The organism is Methylobacter tundripaludum (assembly GCF_002934365.1).
GTDB classification, from domain to species: domain Bacteria; phylum Pseudomonadota; class Gammaproteobacteria; order Methylococcales; family Methylomonadaceae; genus Methylobacter_A; species Methylobacter_A tundripaludum_A.
In genome coordinates this window covers 161,875-179,166 of sequence record NZ_PTIY01000004.1, presented here as the reverse complement: position 1 = coordinate 179,166, position 17,292 = coordinate 161,875, and the positions used below count along the sequence as shown (strand labels likewise).

Here is a 17,292-nt window from a genome sequence, read left to right as displayed (position 1 = left end):
TTACAAGCCAGATAAAGTGCGTCTTCAGTTAAAAACTGACAAGCAATGCAGCACCATCACACATAAAAAAGGCCGGATATTCTCCAGCCTTTTTTTGTTTCTTAATGATTAATGCAACAAGCCCTGCAATAAACCGTTCAATTTATGCACAAAAGCCGCCGGATCATCCAGCTGTCCGCCTTCGCTGAGTATGGCTTGATCGAACAGGATATGGGTCAAATCGGCAAAACGGCTGTCGTCTTGCTCTTCTTTCATTTTAACCACCAGCGGATGGGTCGGGTTGAGCTCGAAGATCGGCTTTCTGCCCATTCCCATGCCCAAACCTTGTCCGGCTTCCTTCATAATTCTTTCCATGTTCAGGCTCATGCCGTAAACGTCGGCCACCAGACAGGCGGGCGATTCGGTCAAACGATGACTCAAACGCACTTCGCTGACTTTATCGGCCAGCACGTCTTTAATCTGCTTCAACACGGTTTCAAAATCCTTGTTCACTTCTTCCTGCGCTTCTTTGTCCTCTTCGGCGTCCAAAACGCCCAGGTCCAGATCGCCTTTAGCGACAGACTGGAGATGCTTACCGTCGAATTCGTCCAGGTTAGACACCAACCATTCGTCGATACGGTCAGACAACAACAAGACTTCTATGCCTTTCTTGCGGAAAATCTCCAGGTGCGGACTGTTTTTAGCGGCCGAGAAAGTGTCTGCGGTGACATAGTAAATCTTGTCCTGCCCTTCTTTCATTCGGCCGACATAAGCTTCCAGCGTAACGTCCTGTTTGTCGGTATCGGCATAGGTTGAAGCGAAACGCAGCAATTTGGCGACACGCTCTTTATTGGCGTGATCTTCAATCGGGCCTTCCTTGATGACCGGGCCGAATTGAGACCAGAATTTCTCATATTTTTCCGGTTCAGTCTTGGCCAAATCCTCCAGCGTGCCCAACACTTTCTTGATTGCGCCCGACTTGATAGCGCTGATTTGCTTGCTCTGTTGCAGGATTTCCCGCGATACGTTCAGCGGCAGTGAGTTCGCATCGATAATCCCCCTGATAAAGCGCAAATAGCGCGGCATCAGCTGCTCGGCATCGTCGGTAATGAACACTTTGCGGATGTACAGTTTTACCCCGTGCTTGGCGTCCCTGTCCCACAGGTCGAACGGCGCGCGCGACGGCACATAAAGCAGCAAAGTATATTCATTGGTGCCTTCCACTTTGCTGTGCACATGGGTTAACGGGTCTTGGAAATCGTGCCCTACGTGCTTGTAAAATTCGTTATAAGCCTCATCGGTAATGTCCTGACGGGCTTTAGTCCACAATGCGGAAGCCGAATTGACGGTCTCTTCGACGATTTCCGTCGGCTTTTCATCAATGCCTTCTTCACCCATAGATGGCGGAACTTCTTTGTCCATCACAATAGGCAGGGAAATATGATCGGAGAATTTTCTGACGATAGAGCGAATGCGGTAGCCGTCCAGGAACTCGCTTTCGTCTTCTTTCAAATGCAGTACAATCTCGGTGCCGCGTTGGATTTTTTCCACCGATTCGAGCGTGTAATCGCCCTCGCCCGCAGATTCCCAGCGCACGCCTTCGCTCTTGTCGGCGCCGGCCTTGCGGGTGGTTAAGGTCACTTTGTCGGCAACGATGAACGCTGAATAAAAACCCACGCCGAACTGGCCGATCAATTCGCTGTCTTTGGCCTGGTCGCCGGTTAATGCTTGAAAAAACTGTTTGGTGCCCGATTTCGCAATGGTGCCGATATGTTCCTGAACTTCCGCACGGGTCATGCCGATGCCATTATCGATGATGGTAATAGTGCGTTTGTCTTTGTCGTATTCCAGGCGAATTTTCAACTCGCTATCGCCTTCGTACAAACCGTCATTGGACAGCGCCTCAAAGCGCAGCTTGTCCGCCGCATCCGACGCATTGGAAATCAATTCCCGTAAGAAAATTTCCTTGTTACTATATAACGAATGAATCATTAAATGCAGCAGATGCTTAACTTCGGTTTCAAAGCCTAATGTTTCTTTTTTTGCTTCAACAGTCATGTTTATTAATCCTGATTAATTATAAGATTAACGCCAATATTGGGACGCATTGGTTTTTTTCAAGCCCGAATAAGACAGATTGAATATCAGATTAAGTAATTCCTTATGGCAATAAACCTGGCATCAAAAAAAATATTGGTTGTCGAAGATCAAGCGATCATGCGCGAAACCATTAAACATATTCTGGGTTCGTTTGGCGCCCGGTTTATTGTTGAAGCGGAATCCGGCATCAACGCAATCACTGCGATGAGAATTGACAAGTTTGATATTGTGCTCTGCGACTACAATCTGCTCAGAGGAAAAAACGGTCAACAGGTTCTGGAAGAAGCCAGGCATCTTAAATTATTGCCGGTCAACGCCATCTTTATCATGGTCACTTGCGAACAGAGCCTGGAGATGGTGCTTAGCGCCATCGACAACAAGCCCGACGACTACCTGATTAAACCTTTTAACCGGCTGCAACTATTAAACCGTATCGAAAGATGCTATTCCCGTAAAACATACCTGACCAGCGTTGAAAATGAAATAGACAGCGGCAATCTATACAAGGCTATATATAATTGCGAAAAGCTGCTGCAACTGGATGATAAAAAAATGCGCATGCAATTATTAAAAATGTATGCCGAACTGGCCCTTAAGGTTGGAAACTTTAAAAAAGCCGAGGAAACTTATCAAGACATTCTGCATGAACGGGAACTTCCCTGGGCCAGATTGGGCTTGGGCGTAGTGGCTTTCTTTCTCGGCTATTATGACCAAGCCATCAAGACTTTCCAGGATCTTATCGAGCAGTACCCGATGATGCTGGAAGCTTACGACTGGCTGGTTAAAACACACGAATCGATGGGTAACGACGAGCATGCGGTATCTTCACTTAATTCGGCCGTTACGCTTTCGCCGATGTCCATCTTAAGACAAAAAAAACTGGCGTTGCTGGCCGATAAAACCGAAAACCTCCCGGTTGCTAAAAAAGCCTACACAGCGACGATCAAACTGGGCAAAAACTCTATACACCGGTCATCCGCCGACTATGCGGGCTTGGCCAACGTTTACTTAAAAAGCAACGCCGCCAACGAGGCGCTGAAAATACTGTACGAACTGAATCAGCAGTTTCACAATGACCCTGAGGCAAAACTTAGAGCCTCCCTGCTGGAAGCCGAGATTCATCAGACAAAAGGCAATTCGGCGCTGGCCGAGCAGGCCTATGGAAAAACAGTTAAACTGAACGAACAGTTTAACAAACAGATTTCCCGGGAGCTTCGCCTGGAAATGGCGAAGGCTTTTTATCTGAACGGAGACAACGAAACTTGCGATGAAATTCTTAACGATTTAGTTAGAACCAATATTGACGACAAGTCCTTCATCAAAGACATCGTAACCCTATGCGACGCCATTATCGGCGAAAGCTATGCCGAATCATTGATCCAACACATAAAAAAAGAATTGGTCGACATCAACAACAAAGGCGTCAGCCTGTTTCAAGAAGGTAACATTAAAGGCGCTCTAACGGTTTTCGAACAAGCCATTGCCAAAATGCCTAGCAACCAAACGGTCCTGTTAAACCTGATAAAAATCATCATTCACGATCTTAAAACATCTAAAACCAACCCGGAAAAGATCATCAGCGCTCAAGCCTATATCAATAAAGCCGTTCAAATAGGCATACCGCACAACCAAATCGGCGGCCTTCAAGCAGAGCTGGACACCATTCAAAATAAATCTAACCAATAAGCCGCCAAAAGGTCTAATATTCACATGCCGCCAATCGGTTTTCCGCTATTCTGGACTGTTCGGCGCATAATATAAAGGACAGCCTGAGGCACTAAGACTAAGGACTCATTATTTCTCAAGCCCAATTCAAACGGATGAAATATAAGGTTAAATAATCCCTTATGGCAATAAACCTCTCATCAAAAAAAATATTGGTCGTCGAAAATCAAGCGATCATGCGCGAAACCATTAAACATATTCTGGGTTTATTTAACGCCCAGTTTATTGTCGAGACGGAATCCGGTGTTAATGCGCTCACCGCGATGAAAATTAACCGGTTCGATATCGTGCTCTGCGATTACAACCTACCCAAAGGCAAAAACGGCCAACAGGTTCTGGAAGAAGCCCGGTATCTTAAGCTATTGCCGGTTAACGCCATCTTTATCATGGTCACTTTTGAACAGCGCCTGGAGATGGTGCTTAGCACCATCGACAACAAGCCCGACGAGTATCTGATTAAACCTTTTAACCGGCTGCAATTATTAAACCGTATTGAAAGATGCCACGCCCGCAAGACATACCTGGCCTGCATTGAAAATGAAATAGACAACGGCAATCTCTACCAAGCCATACAGAATTGCGAAAGGCTGCTCCAACAAGATGACAAAAAAATGCGCATGCAATTATTAAAGCTGCATGCCGAACTGACCGTTAAGGTTGGGGATTTTAAAACGGCTGAGAAAATTTATCGGAATATTCTACATGAACGGGAACTCCCTTGGGCCAGATTGGGCTTGGGTGTTGTGGCTTTTTTTCTCGGCGATTTCGACCAAGCCATCAAGACATTTCAGGACCTTATTGAGCAATATCCGATGATGCTGGAAGCTTACGACTGGCTGGTTAAAGCGCACGAAGCCATGGGTAACGATGAGCATGCGGTATCTTCACTTAATTCGGCTGTTACGCTTTCGCCGATGTCCATCTTAAGACAAAAAAAACTGGCGTCGCTGGCCGATAAAACCGAAAACCTCCCGGTTGCCAAAAAAGCTTATACAGCGACGATCAAACTGGGCAAAAACTCTATACACCGGTCATCCGGCGACTATTCAGGATTGGCCAACGTTTACTTAAAAAGCAACGCATCCGACGAGGCGCTGAAAATACTGTACGAACTGAATCAGCAGTTTCACAATGATCCTGAAGCAAAACTTAGAGCTTCCCTGCTGGAAACCGAAATTCATCAGGCAAAAGGCAACAAAGCGCTGGCTCAACAGGCCCACGAAAAAACAGTGAAACTGAACCAACAGTTTAACAAACAGATTTCCCGCGAGCTTCGCCTGGAAATGGCAAAAACTTTTTATCTGAATGGAAACAACGAAACTTGCGATGAAATTCTTAACGATTTGGTTAAAACCAATATTGATGACAAGCTTTTTATCAAAGACATTGTAACCCTATGCGACGCCATTATCGGCGAAAACTACGCAGAAACACTGATTCGGCAGATAAAGAAAGAATTGGTCGACATCAACAATAGAGGCGTCAGCTTGTTCCAGGAAGGTAACGTTAAGGGCGCCCTAGAGGTTTTTAAACAAGCGATTGCCAAAATGCCTAGCAACCAGACGGTCCTGTTAAACCTGATAAAAATCATTATTCACGATCTTAAAACATCTAAGCCCGACCCGGAAAAAATCATCAGCGCTCAAACCTATATCAATAAAGGCGTTCAGATAGGCATACCTCACAATCAAATCGGTGGCCTTCAAGTAGAACTGGACACTATTCAAAATAAATCTAACCAATAAGCCGCCAAAATGTCTAATACCCATATGCTTTCAATCGGTTTTCCCGCCATTCTGGCCTCTTCAGTGCATGACATAAAGAATTCATTGACAGCTCTTCGAGCTCTGGTCGGTCAGCTTGAAAACATCTATCAGGACCCAAAACCCACGGAATTCAGACAACTGGAATTTGAAACCAACCGCATGAACAATAGCCTCATGCAGTTACTGACACTTTATAAAATTGATTTATCCCAATTCAGCCTAAGTGTAGACGAGCATAGCGCCGCCGATATATTGGAGGACATTGTCGCCCAGCAATCCACCTTATTATCTTTGGGCAATGTTCAACTCATTACCGAATGCCACGGCGACCTGTTTTGTTATTGCGACAGCGCGATGATCAGCAACGCCCTCTGCACGCTGGTCAATAACGCACAGCGCTATTGCAAAAGCAAGGTTCTGATTTCCGCCTCAGAAGAAGATGATTATATTGTTTTTTGTATTGAAGACGACGGCAAAGGCTATCCGGAAAACCTGATGTCGCCCGACTATAAACAACTCCACCAAGTTGATCTGGCTACCGGCAATACCGGACTGGGCTTGTTTTTTACCGAGACCATTGCACAATTACATGTCAAAGACGATAAGCACGGATTTATTGTAACCGACAATAATAGTCAGTTCGGCGGAGCCAGGTTTAAATTGTATTTGCCATAAGAGAAGAAAAACAAAAGACGAAGGGCGAAGGGCGAAGGGCGAAGGGCGAAGGGCGAAAAAAGCTTGCATTTAATTAAGGCGTATTTCAAATTTTTAGCCTTTAGCCTTTAGCCCAAACATCAAGCAAATATCCAGCAGCGTTTCCCAGGGTTCGCCTTGCTGCCGGCCTTTAATCTGCCGATCAGCTTTTGCACTCAAGACTAAAATACTGTTGAGATCGCCATCCGTCAACCTGCTCAATGCGTCACTAACCAGCTGCTGGCGCTTGTCCCAAATTTGATTGTTTTTAAAAACCAGCGCCCTGTTTTGCCCCTGAGCCAACGCCTGCTTAATCCTGATCAACGCCCTAGCTTCACGCGTCACAGCCCATAACACCACAGGGGCCGCGATGCCTTCCGAACGCAAACCGGACAATATCTTTAAGATTCTGCCTACCCTGGCTGCCAGTACGCCATCCATCAGCTTAAACACGTCAAACCTGGAGCTGTCGGCCACCACATCAAAAATCTGCTGATTGCTTAACTGTCCGGCGCCGTATAATACATAAAGTTTTTCTATTTCCTGGGCGGCGGCCAGCAGATTGCCTTCAATCCTGGAAGCCAATATCTTTATTCCTTCCATTTCCGCCTGTAACCCGCGCCGCTGCATTCTTTGCTGCAACCAGCGGATTAAATCCTGTCCCTCTAACGGCCAGACCTGAATAACGCAGCCAACCTTATCCAAAGCCTGAAACCAGCGCGATTTTAAGGAGGCGCCGGCCAGTTTTGCTGCGGTAATCAGCAGCAGCGTATCTTCCGGCACGCGCTCACAGTAGTCGATCAGAGCTTTCGCACCGTCGGTACCCGGCGTACCGGTGGGCAGCCTTAAATCGATAATCTTTTTATCGGCAAAAATAGATAATGAACCTGCCGACTCCATTAATTCATTCCATGAAAACCCGGCGTCGGCAACCAAAACGTCGCGACTGTCATAACCGGCTTTTCGCGCCGCCGCCCTGATCGCATCCGCCACCTCGCCAAGCTGCAACGATTCATCGCCGCTAATAAAATAAACCGGCGCCAAATCCTTTTGCAACGCCGCAGCCATTTGCTCAGGCTTGAGCCGCATATTATTTCGCGCCTGACTCTAATACCACCCTGGCGCGATTGACGATGGTCTGCACCGCCTGCTGGTACATTTCGTTGCGTATCCCGGTTTCTTCATTATCTTTGGCAATAATATATTGCTGATCGTTGTAATAGTCGCGCTTGATTTCAACCGACTGCCTCTCCATCAACGTGACATCCTTCGCATTGGCGAATTCATAGTCCAGCCGGTAATTGAGTTCAAACTCGTTGGACTTGCCTCTGGAGCTCAGCGACAACACGCGCCGGTTAAAGTCCTCGTTAAATATCTTGATAACAATACCCGCCCCAGTACGGGAATTTGAAAGCTGGGCAGAAGACGCCTTCATAACCTGTTTGAATTGTTCGAGCAGAGCCCCGGACCCGCCCTCGACATAAATACTTTTCATATTTTCAGGCAATTGAATAGCGCCCCGCAAATGATACCCGCAAGCGCTCAATAACAAAGCCATAACAAAGATGGCTGCTTTTTTTGTTAACACAGGCTCCCCTTAAACAACAATATTGACCAATTTTTTCGGCACAATTATCACCTTTTTGATCGGCTGGCCTTCAATAAAGCGCATCACATGTTCGTCACTCAGCGCCATTGCCTCTATTTCGTCTTTAGATGCGTTGATTGATACCGACATCTTACTGCGCAACTTGCCGTTCACCTGTAGCACCAGCTCCAGGGCGTCCTGTTCCAATGCCGTTGCATCGACCTCGGGCCATGACGCGCTGACCACCGCCTGCTGATGGCCCAGATCCAGCCACAGTTGATGGCAGATATGCGGCACTATCGGCGACAACATCAGCACAATGGCTTCCAAAACCTCCTGCCTGATCGCCTTGCCGTTGTCCGAATCATCGACAAACTTTGACAAGGTGTTGATCAGCTCCATGTTTGCGGCAATCACGGTATTAAAGGTATAGCGCCTGCCGAAATCGTCGGTTGCTTTCTGGATAGCCAGATGGAGCTGGCGGCGCACCGCCTGTTGCTCTGCGGTTAACGCCTGCTTATCCAGCGGCGCTTTAGAACCACCGGCATCGCAATGCTGGTAAGCCTGTTTCCAGAGCCGTTTCAGGAAACGGAACGCGCCTTCCACGCCGCTGTCGGACCATTCCAGCGATTGCTCCGGCGGCGCTGCAAACATGATGAACAGACGCACGGTATCCGCGCCGTATTGATCGATCAGGCCTTGCGGATCAACCGTGTTGCCCTTGGATTTGGACATTTTGCTGCCGTCTTTGAGCACCATGCCTTGGGTCAGCAACCTTTTAAACGGCTCGTCGCAAATCAGCAAACCTTCATCGCGCATCAGCTTGGTGTAAAACCGCGCATACAACAAATGCAATATAGCGTGTTCGATGCCGCCGATATAATGATCGACCGGCAGCCAGTATTTGGCGCTTTGATCGAGCATGCTGTCCGGGTTATTACCGGCGAACCGCGCAAAATACCAGGACGATTCCATAAAGGTATCGAAGGTATCGGTTTCCCGGCGCGCTGCTTTACCGCATGTCGGACAAGTCGTATGGGAAAAAGTCGGATGAGCGACCAAAGGCGATTGCGAACCGTCCAGCACGACATCCCTGGGCAGCTCGACCGGCAAATCCCGCTCGGGAACCGGAACCGTGCCGCAGTCGTCGCAATAAATGACCGGGATCGGCGCGCCCCAGTAACGCTGACGGGAAACACCCCAGTCGCGCAACCTGAAATTGGTTTTGCGCTGGCCTTTTTGGTCTTTTTCCAGCGTTTCGGAAATGGCTGCAAAAGCTTGTTCAGACGTTAACCCGTCAAATGCGCCCGAATTCTTTAACACGCCTTTTACCGTGTAAGCCTGCTCCGAACAATCATCGTCTCCGCCGTCTTTGGCAAAAATCACCTGTTTGATAGCAATGCCGTACTTAAGAGCAAACTCAAAATCGCGTTGATCATGAGCAGGAACGGACATCACCGCGCCGGTGCCGTAACCCATCAACACGAAATTGGCGATCCAGACCGGAACTTGTTCGCCGGTGATCGGATGCAGCGCCTTGATGCTGGAATCGATACCGCGCTTTTCCATGGTTTCCATGGCCGCTTCCGAAGTTTCCATCATCTTGCAGTCATCGATAAATGCGCTGATTTCAGCATTGGTTTCCGCGGCTTTCAGCGCCAGCGGATGTTCCGCCGCCACGGCCAGATAGGTCACGCCCATCAAGGTATCGGGGCGCGTGGTGTAGATGCTCAAAGGCTGATCCGACCCAGGCACAGAGAAATTCATCTCCACGCCTTCGGAACGCCCTATCCAGTTGGCCTGCATGGTTTTGACCTGTTCCGGCCAGCCGTCCAGCGTTTCCAGCGAGGCGAGCAATTCATCCGCGTAGGCGGTGATTTTCAAGAACCATTGGGCGATTTCCTTGCGCTCAACCTGCGTGTCGCAACGCCAGCAGCAACCGTCGATAACCTGCTCGTTAGCCAGAACGGTCATGTCATGCGGACACCAGTTGACCGGCGCGGTTTTTTTGTAAACCAGGCCTTTTTCCAGCAGCTTCAGGAAAAACCATTGCTCCCACTTATAATAATGCGGATTGCAGGTGGCCAGTTCGCGCTTCCAGTCATAGCCGAAACCCAGCCGCTTGAGCTGGTCGCGCATATAGTCGATGTTGCTGTAGGTCCAGTCGGCCGGATGTACGCCATGCTGCATCGCGGCATTTTCCGCCGGCAAGCCGAACGCGTCCCAGCCCATAGGCTGCATCACATTCTTGCCCAACATGCGCTGGTAGCGGCTGATCACGTCGCCGATGGTATAGTTACGGACATGCCCCATGTGCAGCTTGCCGCTCGGATAAGGGAACATGGACAAGCAATAATACTTTTCCTGTGTAGACGATTCCGACACATTAAACACGCCCGAAGCGTCCCAGGCGGCCTGTACTTCTTGCTCGATTGCCAACGGCTTATAATTTTCTTGCATCCTTCTCGTCTTTTACCAGTCAAAAGCGTTAGAATACCGTACAGTTGCTTAAATCTAAAGCGCCATTTTCAGGAGCCCAACCCTTATGAATAAAAACAAACTTGTCACCGCCTATACCGATTTTATGAAGCATCTCCATGAAACCATGGAAGATACGCTGCATTCGTTTGCCGAAGCGCTGGAAATATCAAAAGAAAAAACCGGAAAAGACAGTGATTTGACCAGTGAGGAATTGGACAGGGTTTCAGAGTTTGTTAAACGCGACATCGAGCATGCGGCGCATGGTTTGTCTGCTGAGGAAGACAAGGAGTCTTTATCCGAATGGTTTAAATTCGATATTGAGTTGATTGAAAACTTCACGCTGGACGCCTTTTTAAGCCTTGCCGATAAAACCCGCCTGGAACTGGCAAAAATTGAACAATTAGCGAAAGCGCACACCTATCACAGCGGCGACATTACCGTGCCGGGAACTTTTATCTGCGACGACTGCGGCAAGGAAATCGCGTTCAAAACACCGAGCGAAATTCCCGAATGTCCGCAATGCCACGGCAAAACCTTTATCCGTATTTGATATTAGCGGTCCAAGGCTTATAATGCGGCTTTCAACTATTTGATTTAACGGGGATAACATGCGCAGAGTCATTTTCAACCAGAAAGGCGGCGTCGGCAAATCGACTATTACGTGCAACTTAGCCGCCATCAGTGCCGTTGAAGGTAAGCGTACCTTAGTCATCGACCTTGATGTTCAGGGCAATTCAACGCAATACCTGCTCGGCGAAAAAGTCAGCGATAGCGACAAGACGATTGCCCACTTCTTCAAAGATACGCTGAGCCTGTCCCTGTTTGGCGGCGGTTCATCCGGTTCCGGCTTGGAAAGCGCGATACATGAGACCCCGTTCCCCAATTTGTTCGTCATTCCATCCCACCCCGAGCTTGAACCGTTGCAAAGCCGATTGGAATCGCGGATGAAAATCTTCAAATTGAAAGAGGCGCTGGAAAAGCTCGAAGGTTTCGATGAAATCTATATGGACACCCCGCCGATCCTGAACTTTTACAGCCAGTCGGCGTTAATCGCGGCCGGCAAATGCCTGATCCCTTTCGATTGCGACACCTTTGCCAGGGAAGCCCTGTATTCTCTGATGCAGGTGGTCGCAGAGGTTAAAGCCGACCATAATCACAATCTTGAAGTTGAAGGCATCATCGTCAACCAATACCAAAAACAAGCCAATATGCCCCGCCAGATAGTCGAAGAGCTAATTGCCGAAGGACTGCCGGTGCTGGCCGCAATGATCTCGCCATCGGTCAAGGTCAGGGAATCGCACACCGAATCGAAACCGCTGGTGCATTTTGTCCCCAATCATAAGCTGACCGACGAATACCGCGCGTTACATGCGGAGATTCATGGCGGCTAAGGTATACATATTTATCGTTCCCATGCTCCGGCGTGGAAACGCATCCAGTACCGCTCCAGCGGTGCGGAATGCAGAGTAGGCGGAAAAATATAACGACCCCAGGAAAATTGCTGGTTTGGTCTGGTTTTGTGCTGGTTCCCAAGCTCCAAGCTTGGGAACCCAGTCTTGGAAGCTCTAGCTTCCCGTCTCGCGAAGCTAGAGCTTCGTCTCTCGAATTCCCAAGCCGGAGCTTGGGAACTAGCGTAACTCCCGCATAATCACATCACGACCTTTAACACCATGAACAGCGTTACACCCGGCAATCTTAAACCCTGGCTACTCCCCATCCTGTCCGGCATCCTGATCGGCACCAGTTACATCCCCTTCCCGCCTTGGGCTTCGCTATTCTGTTTCGTTCCATTATGGATTTTCTGGAATCGGCAAACCAGCCTAAAAAGCGTTTTGCTTGGCGGCATGATCACCTCGTTCGTTTTCACGCTGATCGGCTTTAACTGGGTCACTTACCTACTGCATGAATTTGCCCATCTGGACTGGCCTATAGCGGCCGTCGGCATGGTAGTCTACGGCTTGATAGCCCACTTGTTCGTACCGCTGGCCGGCGCACTGTGGTTTTGGGGCCGAAAGAAATTCCAATGGTCACCACGGCTTTCGTTGTGGCTGATGGCGCTGATCACCATTCTTTGCGAAGCTTACTCGCTGACACTGTTCGACTGGAACTTCGGTTACTCCTGGTATGGCGCAAACATCCCCGTTTACCATTGGGCGGAAGTGATCGGTTTTAGCGGACTGAGCGCAGCGACACTACTCTGCAACCTGCCGCTGTATATTGCCTGGGAAAAGCGCAAACAAAGCGCCGGAAAAATCATCCTGGCGACTGTCGTTACCGGTTTTACCTTGCTGAATGTCGGCGGCCTCTGGCTTAAAAACAGACTCCCGCAACCGGATGCGTCGTTTAAAGTTTTGCTGATTCAAGCCTATATCGATAACGCGGAGAAACTGGCCGCAGAATTAGGCAAAGGCTACGGCAAAGAAATCTTCAACCGCTATACCACGCTGACCGATAACGCGCTCAGCGCTCACCAAAACGCCAAAATCGACTTCGCGATGTGGCCTGAAACCGCATTCCCGGCATTGCTGGGCGAGCGATTTAAATCCGACGACTACCCGGTAGCGCTGGCGCAGTTTCTCCAAGACCGGCAACTGCCGCTGATTACCGGCGCTTACAGCATTGATGAGAAATCCCGACTGATTACCAATTCCCTGTTCGTGTTGAACAAGGACGGTCAGATCGTGCCGCCGCATTACAGCAAATCGATCCTGCTGGCTTTCGGCGAATACATCCCCGGCGAACAGATTTTCCCGGAAATCCGCAAATGGCTGCCGCCCACCGGACATTTCGCACGAGGCCACGGCCCGACCGAATTACTGCGCTGGAACGGCTATAAAATGGGCGCGCAAATCTGCTACGAAAGCCTGTTCCCCGGATTTACCCATTCGCTGGCGGAACTCGGCGCGCAGTTCATCGTCAATGCGACCAATGATTCCTGGTACGGCGCATGGCAGGAACCCTACCAACACATGTACATGACCCTGGCCCGCGGCGTGGAGTTCCGCCGCCCGGTACTTCGCGTCACCAATACCGGCATATCCACGGTATCGCTGGCATCGGGAGAAATCCTGGAACGTTCGCCGATACATCAAGCTTGGACAGGCTTATACGAAGTGCCTTACCTGAAAAACCCGCCGGCCACTTTTTACCAGAACTGGTTTTGGCTGGTGCCGAGTTTATTGTGGGGGGCCTTGGTTTTGTTGTTGGGAATCGGGGTTGTAAAGCGATTGGACACTACTAACGGTAAATAACTTAGGATTTGGTTAAAAATAACTTCCCGAAATCACTATTTCCGGTCGTCAAGCCGTTCGTGCTGAGCCTGTCGAAGCATGATCGGCTTGACGCGGTAGGGCGAAATTTTTCCGCCCACCCCATTCGACAAGCTCATGACAGGCTTCGACAAGGCTCTCCTGAGCGTAGCCGAAGGGCTCAGGGCGAACGGAAAAATTTCATCCGTTCAATATCGGGAAGTTATTACTGACCATATCCTTACCGATAACCGCTTAACTTTAACGGCATACCATACTCAAATTCGGCGCTATTGTTCCCTCTCCTGCTGGAGAGGGCTAGGGTGAGGAAATTCTTTCGATGTACGCTACAACCGATCCAGCGGACTCACCACGCCTTTGCCGCCTTTGTTTAACACGTGGGTATAAATCATGGTCGTGGCGACATCGCTATGCCCCAGCAATTCTTGTACAGTACGAATGTCGTAACCCGACTGCAAGATGTGCGTCGCAAAGCTGTGCCGTAAAGTATGCGGGCTCGTCGGCTTGGCGATGCCTGCCGTTTGAGCAGCCAGTTTGACATAGCGTTGCACCTGTTTTTCTTCAACATGATGACGGCGTTCCGATTTTCTGCGTGGATCGACTGAATAATTTTTGGCGGCAAACACATATTGCCAACCCCATTCTTTTGAAGCGTTAGGATACTTGATCGCCAGCGCATCCGGCAACCACACATCGACCTTACCCAAAACAACATCCTGCTCGTGCCAGACCCGGCGCAACGCAAGCTGAGTGCGCATCGATTCCACCAGGCTTTCCGGCAACATAGTCACCCGATCCTTACCGCCCTTACCGTCACGCACAATAACTTCCTTGCGTTCCAGATCAACATCTTTCACCCGTAACCGCACCGCCTCCATCAACCGCATACCGGTGCCGTACAATAACTTAATGATCAAACAAATCGGCTCAGGCGCACCGGAAGCCTCATGCAACAGAGCCTGTATTTCCTGAATCGTGAGCACCACAGGCAAACGCCGGGGCTTTTTCGAACGCTCAAAATTATCCAGCCACGATAAATCCACAGCCAATACCTCGCGGTACAAAAACAAAATCGCCGACAACGCTTGATTTTGGGTAGAGCTGGATACATGCCGTTGCGTAGCCAAATAGGTTAAAAACGCCTCTACCTCAAGCGCCCCCATTTCCAAGGGATGGCGCTTGTGATGGTACAAAATAAACTGCCTAATCCAGGCGATATAGGTTTTTTCCGTGCTCAGGCTGTAGTGCTTGAAACGAATCTTGTCACGGACTTGGTCGAGTAGTTTTTTGGGCTGCGCCGATGTCGTATTTGTTTGCATGATATGTCGCCTTACCTTACAATCTAACCATTGAAAACAATAAGATAACTTTAATCAAAAATGATTATACGACAATGCGATTTTTTTATACGACAAATGGTGTCGTATATATTACGTTAGATCAAAGGATACTCAATCATGGTAATATGCATCGGCAAAGGAGTTTACTGGACGATACTGATCGTGGTTTTCGGTCTTATGCAACTTTGGGTAGATATTGGGGTTTCTTTATATAATGAGCCTAAAGATGCAACACTATACTTTTTTGTGAAAGATGGTGTGTTGTTGTTTTTCACTTTAGCAGTAACAATTGGCGTGACACTGGATTACTTTTTTGATGATGAAAAATCAAAGTTGGGAAACCTATGGAAAGCCACTGCATTTGCATTTATGCCAATAGCCATAATGAGCTTTGTTATCACTTCTTATTTGATTTTTTCCAGTGAAACTTCAGATCCAAACAAAATTTCAGTTGTCAATAATCTAAATATTTCATCTTTTGCGATGGCTCTTATTTATGCAACTTTCGGAAAAGCGTATCTCTTTTATAAGAGCAAGAAAGGAGGAACCCTTTGGCATCAATAGTAGTAATAATTAGTGTACTCGTAGTTATCGTATTTCTAGTGGCAATAGCCATAGGTTTTCAAGAAGCGAGCCACATAAAACAAGCGCCCACAATAACAGATGAATTTGTATCAGAGCTAGCGGCTCGCCTTGCGCCTATGCTTCGAAAAGAACTTGAGGAAGATTCTGGAATCAATGAAATTGAACCACAAAATAGTAAAGAATCCAGTTCTAATCAAAACAATATTTACGACCTGACCGCACTAATTTCGGAGAGAAAAAATGTCAGAGTTAGATAAAGAAATGCTCATATCTGTCTTAGCAGATAGACCTGGACGTGATAAAGATAAAGAATTATTGCTAAGAGAGCTTTTAAGTAACGCACTTTCAAGTAAAAGAAAGCAAAGCACACCCGATGAGTTGAAACGCCTGTATGACATTTATAAAGTTAAGCATGATTTCAAAGAAGGAGACATTGTCCGCTGGAAGGAAGGAATGAAGGATAGAAAGCTTCCAAAAGAAGGTGAACCTGCTGTTATAGTGCGAAAATTAGAGAAGCAAGTATTCGACATCACACAAGAAGGAGGGTCGCAATATTTCAATGAGCCATTTGATGTTGTGTTAGGCCTTATTGATTCTGATGGCGATTTCGCTACTTACCATTTTAACAGTCAAAAATTCGAACCCTATAAATGATCTAACAAGTCAGTCAAAGGGACGCGCCGCCCGGTGGCGGTTTTGAAGTTTGGTTTTTTTCAAGGTTGGGTGGCTTCGTTTGGCTTCCGTTAGCGGCGCGCCCCTTACCGTAACGTTAGCCAACATTTATACCCCATAGATACGTTAATCGATTGAAACAAAAGAGGTTTTATGTTGTTGTTTCTTCTTAAAAGTGATTCCCTCGCCCCGTCGTATAACTGCGTTGATACGACGGGGCGAGGGTATCACTTTCTAAAGTCAACACACCCCCACTTTCGTCCCAACGATTAACAACTGTGCAGTATAAATATCGGCTAACGCGTCGTTAGAGCGTACACGATGCGCAAAACGTTATGCCCCATAGAAAGTACGTTTATGAATAATCATCGCGCTACCGCGAGGCAGTTAGCCCAAGAAGCAATCGCCGCCGGGCATCCTCTCGAATGGTTTGAGCAGTTGTATGCCCAAGCTCTCTCGGAAGGAGTTTCTGTCCCTTGGGCCGACCATGTGCCCAATCCGAACTTGATTGAGCTTTTCCAAAAGATAGATGGTCGTTTCTCTTTCGGACAAAGGGCTTTGAAGGTCGGATGTGGCTTGGGTGACGATGCTGAATGGCTTTCCGGTCTCGGTTTTGATGTTACGGCTTTCGACATTTCGCCTACCGCCATTTCAGTATGTGAAAGCCGATTTCCCAATTCCAAAGTCATGTACATAACACGCGATCTATTTCAAGCTCCTGATAACTGGTCGGGTGCTTTCGATTTGGTGCTTGAATCGTACACACTTCAGGTGCTGCCACCGGAGTTACGTGCTAAAGCGCTAAAGCAAATCTCTGAATTTGTTTTGCCCGGTGGCTATCTTATGCTCATCACCCGACTGAGAGGAGATTCAGAAGCAATAGGCTCGATGCCTTGGCCACTTGCGCAACGAGAAATCGACACACTTAAGTCGCAAGGCTTTGTTGAGAGATATTCCGAGGATTACATTGACGACGAACAACCTGCGGTACGCAGGTTCCGTGGGTGCTATCAGCGTGAGGCATAACCTGTCAGTCAAGAGGGACCGCGCGAATAAAGCCTCGCGCAGCCCCTTACTTTTACGTTAGCGACCAA

The 17,292-nt window shown here is 48.2% G+C and carries 15 protein-coding genes; 10 read left to right on the top strand and 5 right to left on the bottom strand.

Annotation, left to right across the window (positions count from 1 at the left end; genetic code table 11):
• Positions 1–108 precede the first annotated feature (108 nt).
• A complete protein-coding gene (gene htpG / locus B0F88_RS06670) occupies positions 109–2,037 on the bottom strand; it encodes a molecular chaperone HtpG (RefSeq protein ID WP_104423162.1) in 1,929 nt (642 codons plus the stop codon).
• A 105-nt stretch (positions 2,038–2,142) separates the two neighbouring features.
• Here htpG and B0F88_RS06665 point away from each other — a divergent pair, with 105 nt between their 5' ends.
• The 3 genes from B0F88_RS06665 to B0F88_RS06655 all read left to right on the top strand — a co-directional run bounded on the left by B0F88_RS06665 (position 2,143) and on the right by B0F88_RS06655 (position 6,245).
• The gene (locus B0F88_RS06665) at positions 2,143–3,765 is read left to right on the top strand and encodes a tetratricopeptide repeat-containing response regulator (protein WP_104423161.1); all 1,623 of its coding nucleotides are present in this window, start codon (positions 2,143–2,145) and stop codon (positions 3,763–3,765) included.
• Positions 3,766–3,926: 161 nt separating this feature from the next.
• A complete protein-coding gene (locus tag B0F88_RS06660; RefSeq protein WP_104423160.1) occupies positions 3,927–5,549 on the top strand; it encodes a response regulator in 1,623 nt (540 codons plus the stop codon).
• 9 nt (positions 5,550–5,558) lie between these two features.
• Positions 5,559–6,245 carry a sensor histidine kinase gene (locus tag B0F88_RS06655; protein ID WP_104423159.1) on the top strand — a complete coding sequence of 229 codons (687 nt, stop codon included), beginning with the start codon at positions 5,559–5,561 and terminating at the stop codon, positions 6,243–6,245.
• 93 nt (positions 6,246–6,338) lie between these two features.
• Here the strand turns inward: B0F88_RS06655 and holA are convergent, their stop codons facing one another.
• The 3 genes from holA to leuS are packed head-to-tail and all read right to left on the bottom strand — an operon-like array spanning position 6,339 to position 10,311.
• Positions 6,339–7,352, bottom strand: a complete 1,014-nt coding sequence (gene holA, locus B0F88_RS06650; protein ID WP_104423158.1) for a DNA polymerase III subunit delta — start codon at positions 7,350–7,352, stop codon at positions 6,339–6,341.
• A gap of 1 nt (position 7,353) precedes the next feature.
• Positions 7,354–7,851 (bottom strand): LPS-assembly lipoprotein LptE, encoded by a 498-nt coding sequence (locus B0F88_RS06645; RefSeq protein WP_258076581.1) that lies wholly within the window; start codon positions 7,849–7,851, stop codon positions 7,354–7,356.
• A 9-nt stretch (positions 7,852–7,860) separates the two neighbouring features.
• A complete protein-coding gene (gene leuS, locus B0F88_RS06640) occupies positions 7,861–10,311 on the bottom strand; it encodes a leucine--tRNA ligase (RefSeq protein WP_104423157.1) in 2,451 nt (816 codons plus the stop codon).
• A gap of 85 nt (positions 10,312–10,396) precedes the next feature.
• On the opposite strand from leuS, the gene B0F88_RS06635 reads away from it, so the two are divergent.
• The 3 genes from B0F88_RS06635 to lnt all read left to right on the top strand — a co-directional run bounded on the left by B0F88_RS06635 (position 10,397) and on the right by lnt (position 13,583).
• Positions 10,397–10,882, top strand: coding sequence for a zinc ribbon-containing protein (locus B0F88_RS06635; RefSeq protein ID WP_104423156.1), 486 nt, complete (start codon positions 10,397–10,399; stop codon positions 10,880–10,882).
• A gap of 58 nt (positions 10,883–10,940) precedes the next feature.
• Complete coding sequence (locus tag B0F88_RS06630) at positions 10,941–11,723, top strand: ParA family protein (protein WP_104423155.1); 783 nt, start codon at positions 10,941–10,943, stop codon at positions 11,721–11,723.
• Positions 11,724–12,002: 279 nt separating this feature from the next.
• A complete protein-coding gene (gene lnt / locus B0F88_RS06620; RefSeq protein ID WP_104423153.1) occupies positions 12,003–13,583 on the top strand; it encodes an apolipoprotein N-acyltransferase in 1,581 nt (526 codons plus the stop codon).
• Between the two features lie 344 nt (positions 13,584–13,927).
• Here the strand turns inward: lnt and B0F88_RS06615 are convergent, their stop codons facing one another.
• Positions 13,928–14,920, bottom strand: coding sequence for an integron integrase (locus B0F88_RS06615; RefSeq protein ID WP_104423152.1), 993 nt, complete (start codon positions 14,918–14,920; stop codon positions 13,928–13,930).
• 138 nt (positions 14,921–15,058) lie between these two features.
• Here B0F88_RS06615 and B0F88_RS06610 point away from each other — a divergent pair, with 138 nt between their 5' ends.
• From B0F88_RS06610 to B0F88_RS06595, 4 genes are all read left to right on the top strand, one after another.
• Positions 15,059–15,505, top strand: coding sequence for a hypothetical protein (locus B0F88_RS06610; protein ID WP_104423151.1), 447 nt, complete (start codon positions 15,059–15,061; stop codon positions 15,503–15,505).
• On the top strand, positions 15,493–15,783 hold the full coding sequence (locus B0F88_RS06605) for a hypothetical protein (RefSeq protein WP_104423150.1): 291 nt from the start codon (positions 15,493–15,495) through the stop codon (positions 15,781–15,783). Before B0F88_RS06610 ends, B0F88_RS06605 begins: the two co-directional genes overlap by 13 nt.
• Positions 15,767–16,180, top strand: coding sequence for a hypothetical protein (locus B0F88_RS06600; RefSeq protein WP_104423149.1), 414 nt, complete (start codon positions 15,767–15,769; stop codon positions 16,178–16,180). The genes B0F88_RS06605 and B0F88_RS06600 overlap by 17 nt, the downstream gene beginning before the upstream one ends.
• Positions 16,181–16,555: 375 nt before the next feature.
• Positions 16,556–17,224, top strand: coding sequence for a class I SAM-dependent methyltransferase (locus B0F88_RS06595; protein WP_104423270.1), 669 nt, complete (start codon positions 16,556–16,558; stop codon positions 17,222–17,224).
• Positions 17,225–17,292 lie beyond the last annotated feature (68 nt).

Excerpts from the sequence above, each read along its gene's own strand:
- htpG (WP_104423162.1), bottom strand. The coding sequence starts at position 2,037 with ATGACTGTTGAAGCAAAAAAAGAAACATTAGGCTTTGAAACCGAAGTT.
- B0F88_RS06665 (WP_104423161.1), top strand. The coding sequence starts at position 2,143 with ATGGCAATAAACCTGGCATCAAAAAAAATATTGGTTGTCGAAGATCAA.
- B0F88_RS06660 (WP_104423160.1), top strand. The coding sequence starts at position 3,927 with ATGGCAATAAACCTCTCATCAAAAAAAATATTGGTCGTCGAAAATCAA.
- B0F88_RS06655 (WP_104423159.1), top strand. The coding sequence starts at position 5,559 with ATGTCTAATACCCATATGCTTTCAATCGGTTTTCCCGCCATTCTGGCC.
- holA (WP_104423158.1), bottom strand. The coding sequence starts at position 7,352 with ATGCGGCTCAAGCCTGAGCAAATGGCTGCGGCGTTGCAAAAGGATTTG.
- leuS (WP_104423157.1), bottom strand. The coding sequence starts at position 10,311 with ATGCAAGAAAATTATAAGCCGTTGGCAATCGAGCAAGAAGTACAGGCC.
- B0F88_RS06635 (WP_104423156.1), top strand. The coding sequence starts at position 10,397 with ATGAATAAAAACAAACTTGTCACCGCCTATACCGATTTTATGAAGCAT.
- B0F88_RS06630 (WP_104423155.1), top strand. The coding sequence starts at position 10,941 with ATGCGCAGAGTCATTTTCAACCAGAAAGGCGGCGTCGGCAAATCGACT.
- lnt (WP_104423153.1), top strand. The coding sequence starts at position 12,003 with ATGAACAGCGTTACACCCGGCAATCTTAAACCCTGGCTACTCCCCATC.
- B0F88_RS06615 (WP_104423152.1), bottom strand. The coding sequence starts at position 14,920 with ATGCAAACAAATACGACATCGGCGCAGCCCAAAAAACTACTCGACCAA.
- B0F88_RS06610 (WP_104423151.1), top strand. The coding sequence starts at position 15,059 with ATGGTAATATGCATCGGCAAAGGAGTTTACTGGACGATACTGATCGTG.
- B0F88_RS06600 (WP_104423149.1), top strand. The coding sequence starts at position 15,767 with ATGTCAGAGTTAGATAAAGAAATGCTCATATCTGTCTTAGCAGATAGA.
- B0F88_RS06595 (WP_104423270.1), top strand. The coding sequence starts at position 16,556 with ATGAATAATCATCGCGCTACCGCGAGGCAGTTAGCCCAAGAAGCAATC.